We start from the raw sequence: 19,193 nt of genomic DNA, 5'->3' as shown, positions 1-19,193 counted from the left end.
GCTACATAAGCAGGATCACGATGACGGAGCCCCACAGGGCCAGAAGCACGTTACCCACGGCGTAGCCAAGTCCATAACCCAGCGTGGGAACCTGGCTCTGCGCCGCTTCTTGAACAGCGGCCAGACCGGGGGCCGAGGTCCCTGCCCCGCAGCAGGTGCCCGCCAATATACCCTCATTGATATCAAAGACCTTGCGGCCCACGACAACCGCTGTTCCGTGGGCCAGCAATACAATTGCTACTGACCCAAAGATCAGTGACGGCCCGCTTTCCAACACTCCGGTCACAAAGCTGGTCCCGGACGTGATCCCCACGCAGGCTACAAACACACACAAACCCAGCGAGTCGAAAATCCACAGCGTCGCCTCGGGCACAAAGCCAAACGTCCTGTGCATAGACCTCAGCCACCCCGCCACCAGACCACCCAGCAGCACCCCGACCGAGGTGCCCAGCCCCAACTCAATCGCCCCATATTTCAGTGCAGGAATTCCTATTAGCCCACCCAGTAGGATAAAAAAGGCAACAAAAATCATGTCCGTCTTGCTGGTTTCGCGGTCCAGATAACCCAAGCGAGCGGCGGCATCTTCGATATGGCTGCGGGTGCCCGACACGGTCAGCACGTCACCCTTGTGCAAAGTCACGCCGCGAAAGATGGGCAGCCGCTCTCCGCTGCGCATGATCCCACGCAAATAGATAGTTCGCGCCTCTGGGCGGCCTGACAACTCGGCCAGAGTTTTGTTGACCACGGCGGTGTTGGTCACAACGATATCGTTGGTCTGAACTGGAAGATCGAGAAGCTCCGGGTCTTCAACCTCTTCCCCCAGCATGGTGGTGTGGTCGATCAAGTAAGACCTGACTCCGGCGATGGCCGCAATATCACCCTCTTGCAGCACCATATCACGCGAGGTGGGCAGGATTTTGCCCCCGCGTCGAACCCGGTCAAAAAAGGCACGGACATGCTCGGGAACACGAGCCTCAAGCTCAGCTACGGTGTGGCCCGCGAGTTCGGGATTGATGCGATAGGCACGGGCCTCGAAATCGCGATGTTCAGACACCATAGGCGCGTCGTTGTTGTCGAGCTTCGCCTCGTACTCCGCACATGCTTCTTTGAGTGACCGGCCATAAAAGCGGGGCGCTAGTTGCGTATGGAAAAAGATCGTTGCAATGACACCGACGAAATAAGCAACGGCGAACCCGGTGGCTATTTCACTGTCAAAGATCTGTTGCGCCGCCTCCTCAGCCCCGGTTTTGGCAAAGGTGTCTATCGCCACCCCCAGTGTTGCGCTTTCGGTGACACCGCCGGCCAGAAGCCCGGCAGCAATCCCCGCGGACAAGCCCAACAAAGGCGCCAGCAGAGCCGCAACCGCCAGCGCCACAACGCAGAGCAAAACCGTAATAGCGATTTGCGGCAACGCGTGGAGGTTCATTGACCGAAAAAACTGCGGTCCGGTCCGGTATCCGATGGAAAACAGAAACAACATGAAGAACGCCTGTTTTAAGTCATCCGACACGACCACCCCGGTTTGACCGACCAGAACCCCGGCCAAAAGGCAACCCGCCACCGAACCAACGGTAAACGAGCCGATGGTGATCTGACCCAGCGCATACCCAAGGGCGAGGCTGCAAAACAGGGCCAGAGCGGGATGGTGCCCAAAGATCGACCCGATCAGTTCCATTGCAAGCTCCCCTCCCCCGCACGCACTTAGCCGTGCAGCGGCAGCCCCTTCGAGGCGCGATAGGCCTGCACATAGCCCACAGCAACTGCCCGCACCGCGCGGCCGATCTGACGATAGGCACTGTCATCCAAATTGGCGAAGGACACCCGCGCCGACCAGTTCGGCGCATCAAATCCCGACCCGTTCAACAGCACGATCCCGTGGTCCTGAGCGAGTTTGAACGAAATATCGAGCGGGTGAACGTTCTCCTTGATCCACTCTACGACTTCGTCCCCCACGTATTTGCGCAACCAGAACTCGAAATCGATGATGCCATAATACTTGTCGAATAGCGGGTTGTCAGGCACTTCGATGCCCATCCCCTCGACCAACTCGTCGAAGCGATGCTGTAAGATACCCCAACAGAACTTCTGATATGCTTTGTCCTCATCCATCAGTTCGACCAGTGAAAACAGCGTCATCATCACCTGCTGAGGCAGCGACAGTCCCGCCGTGTGGTTCAACGCGACATCGCGGCTGTCCGCCACGATCCGGTCGATGAACTTGAAAGAGGACGGATCAGGCGTCAGTGTCTCATACCGCGCGTTAACGACCGCCTTGGTCTCGGTCGGGGCCTCGGCAATCATCTTGTCGAAGATATTGTTCTCGGCCACCAGAATGGCCCCGAGACGCCAACCGGTGCATCCGAAATATTTGGAGTAGGAATAAACCCCTATCGTGTTCTCGGGCAGATGCCCCATCACTGACTGAAAGTTCGGAATGAAGGTGCCGTAGACGTCATCCGTCAGGATGATCAGGTCAGGACGGCGAGTTTTGACGAAATTGACCAAGCGGGTCATAACCTCGGGGCTGATCGCGACCGAGGACGGGTTGCCCGGATTGACCAGAAACAGCGCCTTGACCTTGGGGTCAGCCAACTGTTCGAGATCGTCATCGGTCAGCTGGAAATGATCTTCCTCCTCCGAGGACACATCCACCACGTTCAGCCCGTAGTCTTCCAGCACCGGCATTTCCAGATAAGGCGTAAATATAGGCGTGCCCAAAGCAATCGTATCGCCCGCATTCAACAGCCGCTGGTTCTTGAGTGCCTTGAAGATATAGCACATCGCAGCGGTGCCGCCTTCAACCGTATAAATGTCGAACTTCGCTTTGGGACGGTGCCCGGAACACATCGCCCACATAACATATTCATGAACGATAGCCTCATTGTGCTGCATACAACGGTCGGGCGTCGGATAGTGGTCACCGACCATACCGTCGGTCAGTTCCAGCACGAAACCGTCCGGAGTGAAGTCGAATTTTTCGATCGCAAAGTCCACAACTGCGACCAGCGTATCCGCGCCAGGAGGGCCGTTCTTTTCAACAGAGTTTTCGCAATACGCTTTGAGCCGTTCATAACAACCCGGCCCCTGCGGCATCCCGGCCAGCCCGACTTGCGGTTCATTGCGATGACGCTGCGCTTCGGTCATCGCGAACTGGCCCAGCAGGAAGAACGCCTCACGCGCTTTGGTGGCAATCCAGTTGGGATTGCCGCGCCCAGCATTCAGGTAAGGCAGAGCCATCTGGCGCGACTCTTTCTGAGCAAGCTTGATTAGTTCGTCTTTGATCTGGAAAGGACTTAGGTTCTCAAACTTATGAAGGTTCAGTGTATCAGACATGGTGTTAAACCCTTGCGTTCAAACGATCGGAAAAATTCACCCGGATCGTACGCAAGGAAATATGTCTGTGTAAACAACAGTGTGAGAAGTCGTAGGCGGCTCCAGAAAATTGACCAGCGAAGCTCAACCTACTAAGCGAATGGAACAGGTCTGTTTCTTTAGGGGTCAGTACCCGCCACCCAGAACTCATTTTTTCTAGACGTGATCCGCTCGGCCAGAAAATCCACGAAAAGACGAACACGGGCTGTGTTGCGCAGATCGCGGTGCAGCAGCAGCCACAGGCTTCGGTATGGCAACGGTTTCTGAAACGGCGCGCGGATCAGGTCCGGATGGCGGTCGCCGATGTTACAGGCCAGATAGGCCATACCTAACCCTGCAGCAGCCAGCGTTATCATCGGCACCAGTTCCGAGACACGGTGTTTCAACTGAGCCTTGGGATAGCAACTGTCGCGTATCCATTTCGCGGTGGTGGCCCCTTCCGGCTCGTGCCAGCCAATGAAGTGCAAGCCTTCTCCACCATTGTCACTGATCCCGTCGGCATAGGAGCGTGTGCAGTAGGCCGCCTGCGACATCTGAACAAGTTTACGGCCGACCACGTCATCCGTTACTTCGTGTGCCACCCTCAAGGATACATCCGCTTCGCGGCGGGTCAGATCTGCCACATCATTGGTGAACGTCAAGTTTAGCGAGATATCGGGATAGCGCGCAGCAAAGGCTGACAGGTCATCCATGACCGAGGTCATTGCCAACCCGTGTGGCAGGGTGACAAAGACAGTGCCGGAAGGTTCGGCATCTCGCCCAACGATAATCCGGGATGCGGTGGCCATCTCTTCCTCGACCCTCTCGGCATAGGGCAGTAGGTCTTCGCCAAGTTGGGTCAGAACCAGCCCCTGTTTCGAGCGGTCGAACAACCGGCTGCCAATACGTTCCTCCATGACGGACAAACGCCGCGCCAAGGTTGTGTGGTTGACCTGAATACTGTCGGCTCCACCGCGTATGGTTCCGCTGCGGGATACGGCAAGAAAGAACTTTAGATCGTCCCAGTTCAGGCTATGGCTTTCCTGTATGTTCATAGGGCCTCAATATTGTAGGTTCATATTTGAAGCATCATGTCCACTTTTACCCAGATACACGTCAAAATTCAAACACGCTAGGTTAAGTCGTCGAACCAAAATGGAATGGACCCAAAGCGATGACCCCTATCCAATCTGTTCTCATCACCGGCGCGAATGCCGGTTTGGGCCGAGAAGCGGCCCGGCAACTGGCTTTGCGCGATGACATCAGCAAAATCTATCTCGCCTGCCGAAACCAAGCTAAAGCAGAGGCAGCAAAAACAGAGTTGCAGACCGAAACCGGGCGCAACATTTTCGAGATTACCCTGATTAATGTCGCGGACCCGGCCTCGGTCCGGGCCGCGGTCGGGCAGATGACCTCTCCGGTAGATGCGGTCGTTCTGAACGCAGGCGGCACAATCGGTAGCAACCGGAATGACCTGACCCCCGACGGTGTGACCAACATGTTTGCCGCCAACATGCTGGGCCATGTTGTATTGGTCGATGAATTGCTGCAGCGCCAGTTGGTGACCTCGACGGTCCTGTATGCCGGATCAGAAGCGGCGCGTGGTATTCCCAAGATGGGGATCGAGCGCCCAAAGATGGCAAGCTATTCGGTTGAGGAGTTCACATCTATCGCCAATGGCACGAAGTTCGGCCCCAAGGCTGATCCTCTTGAAGTCTACGCCAACATTAAACTCGTCGGTGCACACTGGATGGCTTCGATGGCACGGCAACATCCGCATATCCGTTTTGTCACTATGAGCCCTGGGGGCACGACCGGCACCAACGGCATGGATGAGCTGCCCTTCCTAAAGCGGCTGTTCTTCAAACACATTGGCGGCAGGCTGATGCCCCTTTTCGGCATGATGCACAGTATCGACAAGGGAGCCAGCCGCTATGTCGAGGGGCTGCTCAACCCGAAATTCGAAAGCGGTCGGTTCTATGCCAGCGGACCAGACTACCCGACTGGGCCGGTTGTGGATCAGTCGAGCATCGATCCCGACCTGTCGAACCCCGCCTATCAGGACAACGCAAACCAGGCCGTTCACCAGTTCGCCTGACCCCGCGCAAAAGGAGATACCGTATGGAACTTACCCTTCAAATCCTCGTCGGCCTCGCAACCCTGATGCTGGCGGGCCTTGGCCTCATGTCCATGTTCGCGCCGCGGCGCATGCTGGCGAATTTCGCGGTCGAACCGAATGGTGTCCCCGGCCTCAGCACCATTCGCTCGGTCATTGGCGGGCTGTTTCTAGCCAGTGTGGCAATGCTGCTGATCGGGCTAACAACCGGACAGACCCTCGGCTTTGTAGCTGTTGCTATCCTTATGGGGATTGTCGCCTTTGGCCGCATTGTCGGGATTGTTGTTGATGGGTTCGACAAGGCCGTGCTGCCTCCCCTAGTTGTCGAGTTGATCATCATTGCGGTTTTGATGTCCGCCTATACCCAGCTGTCGTCTTGACGTTCTTGCGACCTTCGAAATCTTGAGGCGACGAACCCCTGAATTGGCGCCGTCGCCTCGCTCCGAGGAATGTGATTGGCAAACCGAAACCTGAAGATGGAGAATGACGACAGGAGGACCGACATGCAAAACCCCGAAAGTTTCGAAAAGTTCTACTATGCCAAGGTTGGAATGGGTGAAGCCTGTGGCTGTGCCGAACGGGTAATTGATGTTTTTGAATTCAACAGAAAAAGCGGCCTGCGGCCAAAGCATGCGCTCAAGAAAGACAGGAGCAAACCCCTGTCCCTCCGGGGATGGGCGATCAAATACGGCCTTCTAAGCCGCAAGCGTTAAGCCATAAGGTTCAAAAGACAGACCAATCCAACCCGTGCGCCAGCTCTTCGATTGCTCTGAGAGCCAAAACAGAGTTTCCTTTTTCGTCCAGCCCGGGGCTCCATGCAACGATCGAACCAATGCCGGGGACGATGGCGACGACACCTCCTCCGACGCCGCTTTTGCAGGGCAACCCGATCCGAAAAGCAACCTCACCCGAGGCGTCGTAACAGCCGCAGGTCATCATCAGGGCATTGATGCGTCGAACACGCTCAGAGGTAACAGCAGCGATTTTAGCATCCTGCCCCTCGCCCCCTGCTGCAAGGAAACGTGTTGCTTTTGCAAGCTGACGGCAGCTCATCGCAATACTACATTGCCGAAAATAACTTTCGGTCACTGCACGCACGTCGCCTTTGATGTTTCCTTCAGCCAACATGAAATAGCCAAGCGCCCTGTTCCGGTCGCCCGTTGCAACTTCGGACGCAAAAACGTCTTCATCCACCGGAATCTCCGGCGCATCTGCCAGTCGTCGGCAGAGGTCCAGAACCGGGTGGGTATCTGAACCGTCTGGCTGATGTTCCAGTACTATGTCGGACACAACAATCGCCCCCGGATTGATAAAGGGGTTGCGAGGCTTGCCGCGTTCGAATTCAAGCTGAACAATGGAATTGAACGGGTCACCCGACGGCTCGCGCCCAACACGCCGCCAGAGCGTTGCTCCGACATGTTCCAAAGCAATAACCAGACCGAAGACTTTCGAAATGCTTTGAATCGAAAACGGAACGTCGCCATTCCCTGCGACCAAGGGCGGCCCCTCAAGCGGTGCAACCGCAATCCCGAACTGATTCAGCGAGACATCGGCCAATTCGGGGATATAGTCGGCCACCTCTCCGCGATTGACCTCTCCGGCCATGCGCTGTGCAATCTCGTTGAGAGTTGCCTGCGTTCGTTCAGGATCAAGAGGTTTGCGCATCTTCGCTCCAGATCTTTGGTGAAACACCTTCCGTCGCACCTTCGAAATCCTCAAGCACAAAGGTTGGCTCCTGACCGGCCTTTCTCTGGCCGAAGTAATCCTTTGTCAGTCGGTAGACCGTACCGGACAAGAGAAGGATCGCCGTCAGGTTGATAACCGCCATCAACCCCATCGCAGCGTCAGCAAAGTTAAAGACGGTTGTCACTGTTTGAAGTGCCCCCCATACCACCATCGCAAGACAAGCTGCCCTCAGCGCTGTCATCGCGACTTTGCCTTCCAGCCCAAGAAACGCCATGGCGTTCTCGGCGTAAGAGTAGTTGCCGAGGATTGACGTGAAAGCAAAGAAAATGATTGCGATCGCAATGAAGTAGGTGCCAAACGGCCCCAGATGAACGTCCAATGCGTTCTGTGTCAGCTGCATACCGGTAATGCCATCGCCCCCCAACACCCCGGACAACAGGATCAAAAGTGCGGTCGCAGTGCACACAAGGATCGTATCGACAAAACAGCCAAACGCCTGCACCAGCCCCTGACTGGAAGGATGATGCGGTGATGGCGTTGCAACGGCAGCAATATTCGGGGCGGATCCCATTCCGGCTTCGTTCGAAAACAAACCACGTTTAATGCCGTTCAACATGGCCGCCATGACGCCGCCCGCAACACCACCGGCGGCCTCTTGTAGGCCCAACGCGCTGGAAACAATCAGCCACAACAAGCCCGGAACCTCGGTGATGTTCAGAGCCATCACGACGATAGCGATCAGAAGGTATCCACCGGCCATGAATGGAACCAGAATCTCCGCGACACGGGCAATGGCTTTGATGCCCCCGAAAATAACTACCGCAGCGGCGGCAGCCACAGCAACGCCAACCCAAATCTTCTCTACGCCAAAGGCTCCGTTCAGGGCCTCGGCGATTGAATTGGACTGAACCGCGACAAAGATCAGTCCAAAGCTTAGGATCAGACAGAACGAAAACAACACGCCTGCCCAAGGGGCATTCAAACCCTTGGAAATATAAAATGCAGGTCCACCGCGATAGTCACCTGATTTGGTCGTGACTTTGTACAGCTGTGCGAGCGTGCTTTCTGAATAGGCCGTCGCCATTCCGACCAAGGCCACCATCCACATCCAGAAAATAGCGCCGGGACCACCCAGGGTCAACGCGACGGCTACACCGGCAAGATTGCCGGTGCCTACCCGGGATGCCAGGCTGACGGTCAGCGCCTGAAACGGTGTGATACCGCGTCTATCCGTGCCGGGGGCCGAAGTGATGACTCGCAGCATTTCACCAAAATGAAGAAACTGCGGCGCGCCAAGCCGGATCGTGAAATAAAAGCCGGCCCCTAAGAGCCCGTAGACAAGAACATAGTTCCAGAGAATGCCATTAAGTCCATCAACAATAAAATTCACCACGTCCCCCAACCGATCAATTTTCGAATTCAAAGTGCGCAAAGAAACTTAATTACCAATGCACCTTAGCACTTCATCAATCCATGCGGGGCTTTTTTGAACGGACCTATTGCAACGCCCCAAAGGTTGTGGCGGTGATGCTGGTTCCCTGCCAATTCTTTTCCAACGTTGAAGCGATCAATGTGAAAACACGAGCCTTCACCAACCAATCTGGCAAGCGGAGTTTCAACTGCTAGCATAGATGTGGGCAGAAATATGATACGAATTTACACCAGCAATCGGTACATCGAATGCGAAGTGACTACTGAAAGTGTCATACTTTCACCAACGTTGACTTTGTAAGTGAATGGCGGAGAGACAGGGATTCGAACCCTGGAGACGGTTTCCCGCCTACACACTTTCCAGGCGTGCGCCTTCGACCACTCGGCCACCTCTCCGTGGGCGCGATATTTGGACCATCATCGGGGGATTTGCAAGGGGCGAATACGGCGAAAATTCAACCTTCTGCTGTTCCGCCACAAACCAGCTTATACCTCATCCCCATCACCGTCGGTCAAGTCGGCCTCGGTCATGTCCACTGGCGCCGACGAAGACTGTCTGGCTGGCTTTTTTTCAACTTCGGGCTCAGGCTTCTGCGTGGCTGGCTGCCCCTGCAATGCCTCGGGGTTGCGCAACCAAACATCGCGCTGCGCGAACGGAATCTCGATCCCCTCTTCGACAAAGCGGCGGTTAATCTCGTGGTTCATGTCAGATTTCACCGACAATACCCAGTTCACGTCGCGCAGAATGGCCCGAATTTCGAAATCCAGAGAGTCAGCGCCAAAGCCTTGGAACACCACACTGGGGGCCGGGTGCGCCAATACCATGGGATGCGCGTTTGCGATCTCACCCAGAATCTTCTCAACCACACGGGTATCGGTTCCATAAGCTACACCCACCGGAACAATAACCCGACCGATTGTATTTCCGCGTGTGTAGTTCGTCACCACACCACTGATCAGGTCCGAGTTGGGAACGATCACATCGGTCCGGTCAAACGTTTCGATCCGCGTGGACCGAACCGAGATGTCGCGCACATAGCCCATCATCCCGTTCACATCGATCCAGTCCCCCTTCGAGATTGGGCGTTCGACCAGAAGAATTATGCCTGAGACGAAATTTGAAACGATGGTCTGCAGTCCGAAACCGATACCGACCGACAATGCACCTGCGACGATCGCAAGCGACGACAGGTCAAATCCAGCGATCATGATCGCAACCAGCGCCGCTAGGAATATCCCGACATAGCCGGTGCCTGCCGCGATGGCGTTCTGGCCGCCCGGATCAATGTTGGTTTTGGGCAGCAGCGAGTTCCGTAACCCGCTCTGCAACAACCGTGTCAGCGCGTAGCCGATGATAAAGACGACAACGAAGGTAAAGAAATTGCTTGGTGAAATTCTGACGCCGCCAATGTCGAACCCCAGAAGCAGGCGCGACCAGACCTCAAGCAGATCTGTTTGCCGCGCGCCCCAGTACAGCGCCAGAATCGGCAGAGACAAGATCGCGATGACAAACCCGGTCAGCACCGAGAACAACGAGTCCCGCGCGGCTTCACCTTGCCCGCTGATCCAGCCGTAGACAGAGGTCAAGAAGCGGTGGAGAATCGCCAGCGCAGCCAAAAGAACCAGCGTTTTGACCGTCGGGAATACAATCGCCTCGGCCGCGTTGGTATAGCCGATTGCTGCCAGAATCGGGCTGGCGATGCCCAAAAGGAACAACGCGCGACGCACGAACTCCACTATCTGGGTCAGACCGGCGCTGCGCGGCGTTTCGCTTTCCTGTCCCTCAACAGATTCCGGTTTGACCGAGCGAATACGGCGGATACGCAGCAGGACCAGTGCCGATCCGACAACCACCGGAAAACTGATGACCGCCCGGGTCGCATCCGTGATGTTCTCGATCTGGTCGAACAACAGCCCGAATTCATACACGATCAGGAAAATCGCCAGAATATCAAGGTACACTCGCAATTGAGTGACGCTCTTTCGGGAAAAGCGATTGAAATTCTGAGCAACCTGCGAGACGTAAACCTGACGGCCAATCCAATCGTAATAAAAGATAAGGGCCGCCCAATAAGGAACGTTTTGAATCAACAATGTGCCACGCAACCCTACCAGGCCAGTCATGACAATCGCCTGCACCAAAAGCCAGACCCCCATCCATGGAAGCAGGATACGCAGCAGTGACACCAAGAAGGTCCAGACGCCACTGCCCTGCCCGCCTAATTGCCGCATGTACTCGCCCGCGGCCTCTGACCAGTATCGGCCATAGTACAGCAACACTCCCGCGGCCATGATCAGGAAAAAGATACCCAGCCCGCGGTCTTTCAGACGGTCCTCGACGTAGCCTGATTTCAGGTTCAGAGCAGTTTCATGGATCAGGCGGCGCACGGAATCGACAATATCGACCCAGGCAGGCCCCCAATACACCGGGTTGAGTGGGGATACTCCGCGCTCAAGCAGCTCTCGTGTTTGCCGTTCGCGCAGCAGTCTGTCGATCTCACTGATCAGCCCGTTTGCCCGGCTGAACGCTTCTTCCGAGATTATCTGCGGAACCTGAAGGCTGGTTAGTTGATCTTCCAGATGCGCCCTCAGCTTGGCGATTTCTTCGGGCTCAGTCGCATCCCCTTCTGGCGCAGGTCCAAGCGCCTTGATCTGCGCATCCAGTGTTTGGATACGGTCTGTATTGGCGCTGCGCGCGGTGTTGAAATCTTCACGATAGTTGTGGATTTCAGACCGAAGGTTCTCGAGCGCCGCATTCGACGTTCGGTCAGCCTTAATTTCAACCTCAGCCCGGTCCGCTGTTTCGATCCATTTCTGGTAGTACTCGCTTTGCTGATCGGTCAACTCGGCGGCAACGGGGCCGCCCAGCATGGCAAAGCAAACCAGAAAGAGGGCTAGAAACAGGCGGACCTGCCGCAGCATCATACGTCCTCAAACACGCCGGGAATGCTGCGTGGCGCTTCGGTCATCCAATCCGGTACCGGCAATTCCTTTTCGCGCAAGAATTCAGGGTTGAACAGCTTGGACTGATAGCGCGTGCCATAGTCGCACAGGATCGTCACGATAGTATGGCCCGGTCCCAGATCCTTGGCCAGACGCACTGCGCCTGCCATGTTGATCGCGGTCGACCCCCCCATGACCAGACCCTCTTCGCGCAGCAGGTCAAAGATATACGGCAGCGCCTCGTTGTCGGTCATCTGGTAGGAAAAGTCCGGCTTGAACCCTTCGAGGTTCTTGGTAATCCGCACCTGACCGATGCCTTCGGCGATCGAGCTGCCCTCCATCGCGATTTCACCGGTGGTGTAGTAGGAATAGAGCCCTGCCCCCATCGGATCGACCAGCGCGATCTTTACCCCTTTTGGCTGCAGCGCGTCAGCTACCCCGGCCAGCGTGCCGCCCGAGCCCACGGCGCTGACAAAGCCATCAACCTTGCCGCCGGTTTGCTCCCAGATTTCCGGGCCCGTGGTTTCCACATGCGCCTGACGGTTCGCAACGTTGTCGAACTGGTTCGCCCAAATGGCGCCATTGGGTTCGGTTTGCGCCAGTTCCTCGGCCAGACGCCGAGAGTAATGCACGAAGTTGTTGGGGTTGCGATAAGGCGCGGCCGGAACCTGCACCAACTGCGCGCCCGCCAAACGCAGCATGTCTTTCTTTTCTTCAGATTGGGTTTCCGGGATCACGATCACCGTCTTGAAACCCATCGACGCGCCGACCAGCGCCAGACCGATACCGGTGTTACCTGCGGTGCCCTCGACAATGGTACCGCCAGGCTTCAGCTCACCGCGCGCGATGGCGTCTTTGATAATATAAAGCGCCGCCCGGTCCTTTACGGACTGGCCAGGGTTCATGAACTCGGCCTTACCGAGAATCTCGCACCCGGTCTCTTCACTGATGCGCTTCAACCGGATCAGCGGTGTTTTCCCGACTGCGTCGGCAAGGTCTCGTGCAATGCGCATGGCGCCCTCATTTCATTACGTATCATCGAAGATTTACAGATGCCGTGCGTCAACCACAAGCGGCGATCCTTAACCGCGCAAACGATCCCGATGTCGGGTCAACCAGTTGGCTAGACAAAGCAGCGGCAAATCTTTGAATTCGTTGGCGTCCACCATTTGCATGAAGGTGTCATACGGCAGGATTTGCGTTCGAATATCCTCCCCCTCTGAGGCTAACCCGCCATTGTCGATCGTCCGGGTAAGATCGCCCAGACCGACATAGAGGTACACGTATTCGGTGGACGACCCGCTAGAAGAATAAGCCCCACCTGCATATTCCAAAGCGTCCAGCTTTACTTGCGCCTCTTCTTGCGCTTCGCGATAGGCAGTCTGTTCCGGCGTCTCGCCAGGGTCGACCATACCCGCCACAGGCTCCCACATCCATGGCTCGGGATCATCAATCAGAAAAACCGGCGCGCGGAATTGTTCGACCAGCAGCACCGTATCGCGCACCGGGTCGTAGGGCAGAACAACGGCCGCAGCTCCTTGCATCAAACCACTGCGTTTCAGAACCGGCCCCATTGTCCCGTCATGCTGACGATGCTGAACCTCAAGCTCTTCTACGCCGAAATAATTGACATGCGCGTGCCTGTGACTTTGGACGATAACATCTCTTGCCGTGTCACGCGGGTCACCGGTCCTGCGTTTTCGCGCTGCCAGTTTAGCCCAAGCCCGAGTTCGGATAGGCGCGAAGTTACGGGCGATCGTACTGGCGTCGACTTTACCGTAGTACGCCATCTCCTCCTGTGCGGCGAGCACGACCACTTCAGCCCATTCATCGACCCAATCCTGCAAGGACCACAGTTTATCAGGTGTCCAAAGACCGGGTTCTGGGAAAAACACGTTGACCTTAGCCCTTGATCCATCGCGCAGATTCACCTGATGAGGGCTAAGATCGTAGTCAAACCCGCCCTCGTAATAGGCCAGCCGTTTCAGGTCATCGGCGTTGAAATCCTTCACAATCAGGCCTTCGGCCCTGCTGCCCTTTTCCGGAACAATCATCGGAAAAGCCTGCCCTGCCACGCCATAAACCGCATGATCCGGAAAACTGGCCTCGGAAATTGTCAGTTGCGATGACGGGCGACCAAGCACACATTCCAGCAACGGTAAATGCCGGAGCGTGCCGTAAAAGAACAAATCGGACACTAGAGTGAAGCTCGTTTTAAATCAGATGGTTTACCGCCAGCGGCGGCCAGCCTCTTCGGCTGCAAGACCTGCGATAAGAGCTCCGATTGCCAAAGTCCACAGGATTTCCGGCGTCAGCAAGAGTTTGCTGTATTCGACACTGATTTCGAAAATTGAAATAAGAGCTTCAAACGGGCCGTCATAGCGGTGGCGCATGGCCAGCCGAAACATTTCATTGCAGCCTTGCGCGAACAGGCACCAGAACACAGTAGCCGCCATGCCGGTCAAACCGTTATTGACCGCAGAAGTCCAGCCGCGGCCTACGCGTTTACCCATTACTTTCCAGCCAACTAGGAAACCGATCAGCATGTTGGCGTAGGTGAACCAGCCGTAATCCTTCCCTTCTTCGCCGTTGTTGATGATCATGCTTGAGACCAGAAAGGCCACCACCAACAAACAAAGAGCAGAAACGAGACGCGGAGCACTTGGCATTCGGGATTTCCGTTTTTTAACTGGGTTTTGCTATAGTAATCTGTGTCACATCGCAGTTGCCGGTGTCAAAGGCTGCTCCGCACGCGGTCAAATAATAGTTCCACATGCGGCGAAAACGCTCATCAAATCCCATTTCGGAAATTTCGTCCCATTTGTCGTTGAACGTATCATACCAACGACGCAGGGTCAGATCGTAGCTTTTGCCGAATTCCCGTGATTTAACCACGTTCAATCCCGCGTTGGTCACCTGTTGTCTCAGCACTGAAGGCGCCGGAAGCATTCCGCCTGGAAAGATATATTTCTGAATAAAATCAACGCCATTCTTGTAAATTTCCCAACGATGGTCCGCGACAGTGATGATTTGCAAAGTGGCCTGTGCGCCGGGTTTTAAACGTTCGCGCACAGTTTCGAAGTAGATGGGCCAATACTTTTGTCCGACCGCCTCGAACATCTCAATCGAAGCGATCCCGTCATACTGGCCCTGTTCATCGCGATAGTCCTGCAATTTGAACTCCACCAGGCCGGAAAGCCCAGCATTTTCAACTCTTTGCTTCGCAAACCTCAACTGTTCTTGACTGATGGTCAGACCTGTGACCCGAAGGCCACGCTCTTTTGCGGCATATTCAGCGAAACCGCCCCAGCCACAGCCGATCTCAAGTATATGATCTCCGGGCTTTGCGCCCATCTCGTCCACAAGACTTGCGTATTTCGCGGTTTGTGCTTTTTCCAAGCTTTCCTGCCCCGTCTCGAACAGAGCGCTGGAATAGGTCATGGTATCGTCCAGCCACAAGCTGTAGAAGTCATTCCCCAAATCGTAGTGGTACGAGATATTCTTCTTGGCCTGACGCCGGTGGTTGCGGTGCAGCCAAAACCGCAAGCGCTCGTAGGCCTGAATCAGAAACTTTCCAGTGAAGTCATCATAGACGGTTTCGGTGCCCAGATGCACAAGATCCATGAAAGAGCGCAGGTCGGGCGTACTCCAATCACCTTCCAGATACGCATCCGAAAAGCCCAGTTCACCTTCGCGTACCAAACGCGCAAAAACGTCAGGATCGTGAATATCGACCCGCGCCACCGGTCCGGGCTTGGCACCCTCAGAGCGGAACACACGGCCATCCGGCAAGGCTATGTCCATCCGACCGGACTCCATCCGGTTCAGCATCTTGAACACTTGAGCAAAGTATCTGGGCAGGTCTTTTTGCCCTTCGGTTGTCGTCAGGATCATCCGCTCTCCCCTGTGCGGCCTCAGTTTAAAGCTAGGCCGAGTTTGTGTTTCTGGCAAGTTTTCAGTTCCTTACCCGGTTTTTCGACCTTCATAAGCCGCCAAGGCACGCGCGCGGCCGGAGGCCAATTCGACCACGGGTTCGGGATATGAAGCTTCTGGATCAAGCGCCCATGATCGCGGGGCGGCCCGGAAATACGCCAGCGCCGTTTCGGGCGGGGCTTCCTGCCCTTCGGCAATCCACCGTTTCAAGTAATTGGCATCAGGGTCGAATTTCTCGCGCTGCGTTTCTGGGTTGAAGATGCGAAAGAACGGCGCGGCGTCGGGGCCTGATCCAGCCACCCACTGCCACCCCATCGCATTTGCAGCCGGATCCCAATCGACCAGACACTCCGCAAACCAGTCCATTCCGATTTTCCAGTGTGTCATCAGATGCTTGGTCAAGTAGCTGGCCACGATCATTCGGGCGCGGTTGTGCATCCGACCTGTCACATACATCTCACGCAGCCCAGAATCTACGGCTGGAATGCCAGTGCGGGCGCGGTGCCACGCAACCACCTCGGGTTGGCGGGCATCTGTGTTCCACGGAAAGGCGTCCCACTCGGGTTTCCAGTTGCCACTCAACAGGTGGGGTGAGTGGTACATCAGGTGGTATGCAAACTCGCGCCAGACCAGTTGGCGCAAGTAGGCATCAGTACCATGAACTCCATTCATCGCTGCACTCTGAACCGCGTGCCAGATGCTGCGAGGACCAATTTCACCCAAGGACAGGTATTCCGACAGCTTCGATGTGCCCTCTAGGTCCAAACGATCACGATCGGCGGAATAGGTTGAGATTCGGTCCAAAAACAGGTGCAGAGCGTCGAACGCCGCCTGTTCGCCCGGACGCACAAATGGGGCGACGACCTTCGCCCCCCGGTTCATTGCAGCTCCCATTTTCCAATCGGCCAAGTTGTCAGAAACAGGCCATTGGCGGGGCGCAGCTATTGCTGGTGGAGCGCCCTCGGGCGATGGTACACCCCGCCCCTGCACCGCCCGCCACATCGGAGTGAATACCCGAAACGGCTGGCCTGTCTTGGTGGCCACGGTCCAGGGTTCAAATAGCAAGTGGCCCGCGAAGGATTTTGACTCAATTCCCTGTTTTGTCAGAGTGGACTTGATGCGCTTGTCACGATTGATGGTTTCAGGATTATAGGCGCGTGACCAATAAACGGTCGTAGCACCAGTTTCCGAGATCAATTTTCGCAGGACGGTCAGAGCCTCCCCGCGTCGCAGGATCAACCGGCCGCCTGCCTGCTCGAATGATTTTGCGAACGCCTCAAGCCCTAGCCCAAGCCGCCATTTCGGCGCAGCTCCAAGCGATTGCGCGAGGTCGTCTAGTATGAAAACGGGCAGAATAGGACGGCCCGTTCGGGCCGCCGCGCTTAATGCAGGATGGTCCGACAGGCGCAGGTCTCGTCGGAACCATAAAATGATTGGTGATTGATTGTTTTCCATGATCGCCCGGCTTCTTTCTTCGTGTTACGAAGCCGAGCGGAAACCGGATTACAAAACGGCGTCAAGACCGCTCAATAACTGATCAATTTCCGGTTGGGACGTATAGTGCGTAAAGCTGACCCGCAACACACCTTTCTCCGGATCGACCCCCATCGCCTGCAGCGGTCGCACGGCATAGAAGTCGCCTCCGCCCGCCATAATACCTTGCGCGACCAGATCGGCTGCAACTGCTTCGGCGTTCCGGTTCAGGGACAAAGCCACGGTCGGCGCGCGGCGCGCGGCATCAGAGGTACCGATCAGACGGACAGCGTTGCGATCCTTGACCGCATCCAGCACCGGCTGCAACAGAGCGACCTCCTGCCCACGCATCAGGTCATGCACAAAGGCCCCGCGCTTGGTCGCATCGCCTTCGGGTCCGTTATGGTGGTCGCACAGGAGATCGACGTAGTCCGCCATGCCAGCACTGGCCGCGATTTGCGCATGGTCCGGTCCGGCGGGGGTAAAGCGTTTGTACAACACGTCACCGTTAAAAAAGTGCGCCTGGTTTGGCAGGAGTTCGCCCAAGGTACGCCGTATAACCATGCAGCCCTGATGGGGACCATAGGTTTTGTAGGCCGAGAACAGGTAAATATCGGGCCCCAGATGCCCGACATTCGGGAAACCGTGCGGAGCATATGAGACGCCATCGACACAAACAAACGCCCCAGCCGCATGGGCAATAGCGGTGATTTCAGTGACGGGATTGATCTCTCCGATCACGTTCGAACAGTGCGGGAAGCAGACCAGACGGACCTTTTCATCCAGCAGGTTCTCAAGGTCCTGCGGGTTAAGTGATCCGGTTTCCGGGTCGATCTGCCATTCACGGATCTCGATGCCACCCTCAGCCAGACGCCGCCATGGGCCAGAGTTTGCCTCGTGGTCCTGATTGGTGACGACGATCGCCTCGCCAGGCGTCATCCACTGACGAAACGCTTGCGCCAGAACATAGGTGTTCTGCGTGGTCGAGGGACCAAAGCTCAGCTCATCGGTATCGACGCCTAAAATCGCGGCCATGCGAGCGCGGGCCTCGTCCATCTCTTCACCCGCAAGACGGCTGGCATCATAGGGGCCATAGGGCTGAACCTTGCGCTGAGTGTAATAGCGGGTCAGCCGGTCAAGCACCGGCTTACAAGTGTATGATCCACCAGCATTTTCAAAAAATGCTTGCCCCTGCAGGCTGGGTTCGGAAAAGGCCGGAAACTGCGACCGAACGAAATTGATATCCAGAGTGCTCATGGCACGTGCCTCCTTGATCATGCTCGTAAATCCAAGAGGTGCCCGAGCATGATTTCGGAACCCTCAGAAATCATGGCAGGTCTTCCAGCCCAGCCGACACCCGCGGGTGTCCGCAGCCCCACGTTGCGCAGGAACGGCGTCAAATTGCCCAGAGACCGTAGCTTCGTCAAGAACGCAACACGACCGAACAAAAGAAAAAGCCGAGCGCAAAGGCCCGGCTTTGTAAAAATGATTGGAATCTTAGCCCTGAACTTTGGTGTAGGTACCCTCACCCGCCAGAATACCGCGGAATCCGCCGGGTTCGTCCAGACCGAAGACGATCAGCGGCAGGTTATTGTCGCGGGCCAATGCGATGGCCGAGGCATCCATGACGCGCAGCCGCTTGGCCAACACGTCGTCATAGGTGACCGTGTCATAACGCACTGCGTCCGCGTGCGCCTTGGGGTCCTTGTCATAGATGCCGTCTACACCGTTCTTGCCCATGAAAATCGCTTCACAGGCCATTTCGTTGGCGCGCAAAGTCGCGGCGGTGTCGGTGGTGAAATACGGGTTGCCGGTCCCGGCGGCAAAGATACAGACCCGCTTTTTTTCCAGGTGCCGGACGGCACGGCGGCGGATGTAGGGCTCACAGACTTCATCCATGCGGATGGCCGAGATAACACGTGTGAAAACACCGATCTCTTCCAACGCGGATTGCATTCCCAGCGCGTTCATCACCGTGGCCAGCATGCCCATATAGTCGGCTGTTGTCCGCTCCATCCCTTGCGCCGAACCGCTGAGGCCGCGGAAAATGTTGCCGCCACCGATGACCATACAGATTTCAACACCCAGATCGTGCACCGATTTGACCTCTTGCGCGATGCGCTGAACGGTCGGCGGGTGAAGGCCAAACCCCTGATCCCCCATCAGCGCTTCGCCGGAGATTTTGAGCATCACGCGGCTGTACTTGGTCTTTGGGATATCGGTTGCTTCGATAGTTGGGGAAAGGCTCATGTTGCGCTCC

At 56.2% G+C, this 19,193-nt stretch carries 16 protein-coding genes and 1 tRNA gene; 3 read left to right on the top strand and 14 right to left on the bottom strand.

Going from position 1 to position 19,193, the window contains the following annotated elements; genetic code table 11:
- Position 1 precedes the first annotated feature (1 nt).
- The 3 genes from ABLN94_RS08400 to ABLN94_RS08390 all read right to left on the bottom strand — a co-directional run bounded on the left by ABLN94_RS08400 (position 2) and on the right by ABLN94_RS08390 (position 4,406).
- A complete protein-coding gene (locus ABLN94_RS08400) occupies positions 2-1,675 on the bottom strand; it encodes an aspartate:alanine exchanger family transporter (RefSeq protein WP_352991513.1) in 1,674 nt (557 codons plus the stop codon).
- Positions 1,676-1,701: 26 nt separating this feature from the next.
- Entirely contained in the window at positions 1,702-3,333 is a 1,632-nt protein-coding gene (locus ABLN94_RS08395; RefSeq protein ID WP_352991510.1) for a bifunctional aspartate transaminase/aspartate 4-decarboxylase, read from the bottom strand.
- 158 nt (positions 3,334-3,491) lie between these two features.
- Entirely contained in the window at positions 3,492-4,406 is a 915-nt protein-coding gene (locus ABLN94_RS08390; protein WP_352991507.1) for a LysR family transcriptional regulator, read from the bottom strand.
- A gap of 119 nt (positions 4,407-4,525) precedes the next feature.
- Between ABLN94_RS08390 and ABLN94_RS08385 the strand changes: the two genes are divergently transcribed.
- From ABLN94_RS08385 to ABLN94_RS08375, 3 genes are all read left to right on the top strand, one after another.
- A complete protein-coding gene (locus tag ABLN94_RS08385) occupies positions 4,526-5,449 on the top strand; it encodes an SDR family NAD(P)-dependent oxidoreductase (protein WP_352991504.1) in 924 nt (307 codons plus the stop codon).
- A gap of 23 nt (positions 5,450-5,472) precedes the next feature.
- Positions 5,473-5,847: a DUF4345 family protein gene (locus ABLN94_RS08380; RefSeq protein WP_352991501.1), complete on the top strand. Its 375-nt coding sequence runs from the start codon at positions 5,473-5,475 to the stop codon at positions 5,845-5,847.
- Between the two features lie 123 nt (positions 5,848-5,970).
- The gene (locus ABLN94_RS08375; RefSeq protein ID WP_352991499.1) at positions 5,971-6,180 is read left to right on the top strand and encodes a hypothetical protein; all 210 of its coding nucleotides are present in this window, start codon (positions 5,971-5,973) and stop codon (positions 6,178-6,180) included.
- Positions 6,181-6,190: 10 nt separating this feature from the next.
- On the opposite strand, the gene ABLN94_RS08370 is transcribed toward ABLN94_RS08375, so the two are convergent.
- The 11 genes from ABLN94_RS08370 to pyrH form a co-directional block, all read right to left on the bottom strand.
- A complete protein-coding gene (locus ABLN94_RS08370; protein ID WP_352991497.1) occupies positions 6,191-7,132 on the bottom strand; it encodes a glutaminase in 942 nt (313 codons plus the stop codon).
- Complete coding sequence (locus ABLN94_RS08365) at positions 7,116-8,543, bottom strand: alanine/glycine:cation symporter family protein (protein ID WP_352991494.1); 1,428 nt, start codon at positions 8,541-8,543, stop codon at positions 7,116-7,118. The genes ABLN94_RS08370 and ABLN94_RS08365 overlap by 17 nt, the downstream gene beginning before the upstream one ends.
- 347 nt (positions 8,544-8,890) lie before the next feature.
- Positions 8,891-8,980: transfer RNA gene (locus tag ABLN94_RS08360), tRNA-Ser, on the bottom strand.
- 90 nt (positions 8,981-9,070) lie between these two features.
- The gene (locus tag ABLN94_RS08355) at positions 9,071-11,506 is read right to left on the bottom strand and encodes a DUF3772 domain-containing protein (protein ID WP_352991491.1); all 2,436 of its coding nucleotides are present in this window, start codon (positions 11,504-11,506) and stop codon (positions 9,071-9,073) included.
- Positions 11,506-12,540 carry a cysteine synthase A gene (locus ABLN94_RS08350; protein ID WP_170505072.1) on the bottom strand — a complete coding sequence of 345 codons (1,035 nt, stop codon included), beginning with the start codon at positions 12,538-12,540 and terminating at the stop codon, positions 11,506-11,508. Before ABLN94_RS08350 ends, ABLN94_RS08355 begins: the two co-directional genes overlap by 1 nt.
- 69 nt (positions 12,541-12,609) lie before the next feature.
- Positions 12,610-13,725 (bottom strand): NUDIX domain-containing protein, encoded by a 1,116-nt coding sequence (locus ABLN94_RS08345; protein ID WP_352991487.1) that lies wholly within the window; start codon positions 13,723-13,725, stop codon positions 12,610-12,612.
- A 30-nt stretch (positions 13,726-13,755) separates the two neighbouring features.
- Positions 13,756-14,196 (bottom strand): TrgA family protein, encoded by a 441-nt coding sequence (locus ABLN94_RS08340; RefSeq protein WP_352991484.1) that lies wholly within the window; start codon positions 14,194-14,196, stop codon positions 13,756-13,758.
- 16 nt (positions 14,197-14,212) lie between these two features.
- Positions 14,213-15,421, bottom strand: a complete 1,209-nt coding sequence (locus ABLN94_RS08335; protein ID WP_352991481.1) for a cyclopropane-fatty-acyl-phospholipid synthase family protein — start codon at positions 15,419-15,421, stop codon at positions 14,213-14,215.
- Between the two features lie 69 nt (positions 15,422-15,490).
- Positions 15,491-16,915, bottom strand: a complete 1,425-nt coding sequence (locus ABLN94_RS08330; RefSeq protein WP_352991478.1) for a cryptochrome/photolyase family protein — start codon at positions 16,913-16,915, stop codon at positions 15,491-15,493.
- 48 nt (positions 16,916-16,963) lie between these two features.
- Positions 16,964-18,190, bottom strand: coding sequence for an aminotransferase class V-fold PLP-dependent enzyme (locus ABLN94_RS08325; protein WP_352991475.1), 1,227 nt, complete (start codon positions 18,188-18,190; stop codon positions 16,964-16,966).
- Between the two features lie 240 nt (positions 18,191-18,430).
- The gene (gene pyrH / locus ABLN94_RS08320; protein ID WP_170487241.1) at positions 18,431-19,183 is read right to left on the bottom strand and encodes a UMP kinase; all 753 of its coding nucleotides are present in this window, start codon (positions 19,181-19,183) and stop codon (positions 18,431-18,433) included.
- Positions 19,184-19,193: the final 10 nt, after the last annotated feature.

Source organism: Ruegeria sp. SCP11, assembly GCF_040329455.1.
Classification (GTDB): Bacteria; Pseudomonadota; Alphaproteobacteria; order Rhodobacterales; family Rhodobacteraceae; genus Ruegeria; species Ruegeria atlantica_E.
Note: the sequence above shows the minus strand (reverse complement) of the source record. Positions and strands in the feature narration are given on the sequence as shown.

Bases quoted from the DNA above. Each gene is read 5' to 3' on its own strand.
- ABLN94_RS08400 (WP_352991513.1), bottom strand. From the start codon at position 1,675: ATGGAACTGATCGGGTCGATCTTTGGGCACCATCCCGCTCTGGCCCTG.
- ABLN94_RS08395 (WP_352991510.1), bottom strand. From the start codon at position 3,333: ATGTCTGATACACTGAACCTTCATAAGTTTGAGAACCTAAGTCCTTTC.
- ABLN94_RS08390 (WP_352991507.1), bottom strand. From the start codon at position 4,406: ATGAACATACAGGAAAGCCATAGCCTGAACTGGGACGATCTAAAGTTC.
- ABLN94_RS08385 (WP_352991504.1), top strand. From the start codon at position 4,526: ATGACCCCTATCCAATCTGTTCTCATCACCGGCGCGAATGCCGGTTTG.
- ABLN94_RS08380 (WP_352991501.1), top strand. From the start codon at position 5,473: ATGGAACTTACCCTTCAAATCCTCGTCGGCCTCGCAACCCTGATGCTG.
- ABLN94_RS08375 (WP_352991499.1), top strand. From the start codon at position 5,971: ATGCAAAACCCCGAAAGTTTCGAAAAGTTCTACTATGCCAAGGTTGGA.
- ABLN94_RS08370 (WP_352991497.1), bottom strand. From the start codon at position 7,132: ATGCGCAAACCTCTTGATCCTGAACGAACGCAGGCAACTCTCAACGAG.
- ABLN94_RS08355 (WP_352991491.1), bottom strand. From the start codon at position 11,506: ATGCTGCGGCAGGTCCGCCTGTTTCTAGCCCTCTTTCTGGTTTGCTTT.
- ABLN94_RS08350 (WP_170505072.1), bottom strand. From the start codon at position 12,540: ATGCGCATTGCACGAGACCTTGCCGACGCAGTCGGGAAAACACCGCTG.
- ABLN94_RS08340 (WP_352991484.1), bottom strand. From the start codon at position 14,196: ATGCCAAGTGCTCCGCGTCTCGTTTCTGCTCTTTGTTTGTTGGTGGTG.
- ABLN94_RS08335 (WP_352991481.1), bottom strand. From the start codon at position 15,421: ATGATCCTGACGACAACCGAAGGGCAAAAAGACCTGCCCAGATACTTT.
- ABLN94_RS08330 (WP_352991478.1), bottom strand. From the start codon at position 16,915: ATGGAAAACAATCAATCACCAATCATTTTATGGTTCCGACGAGACCTG.
- ABLN94_RS08325 (WP_352991475.1), bottom strand. From the start codon at position 18,190: ATGAGCACTCTGGATATCAATTTCGTTCGGTCGCAGTTTCCGGCCTTT.
- pyrH (WP_170487241.1), bottom strand. From the start codon at position 19,183: ATGAGCCTTTCCCCAACTATCGAAGCAACCGATATCCCAAAGACCAAG.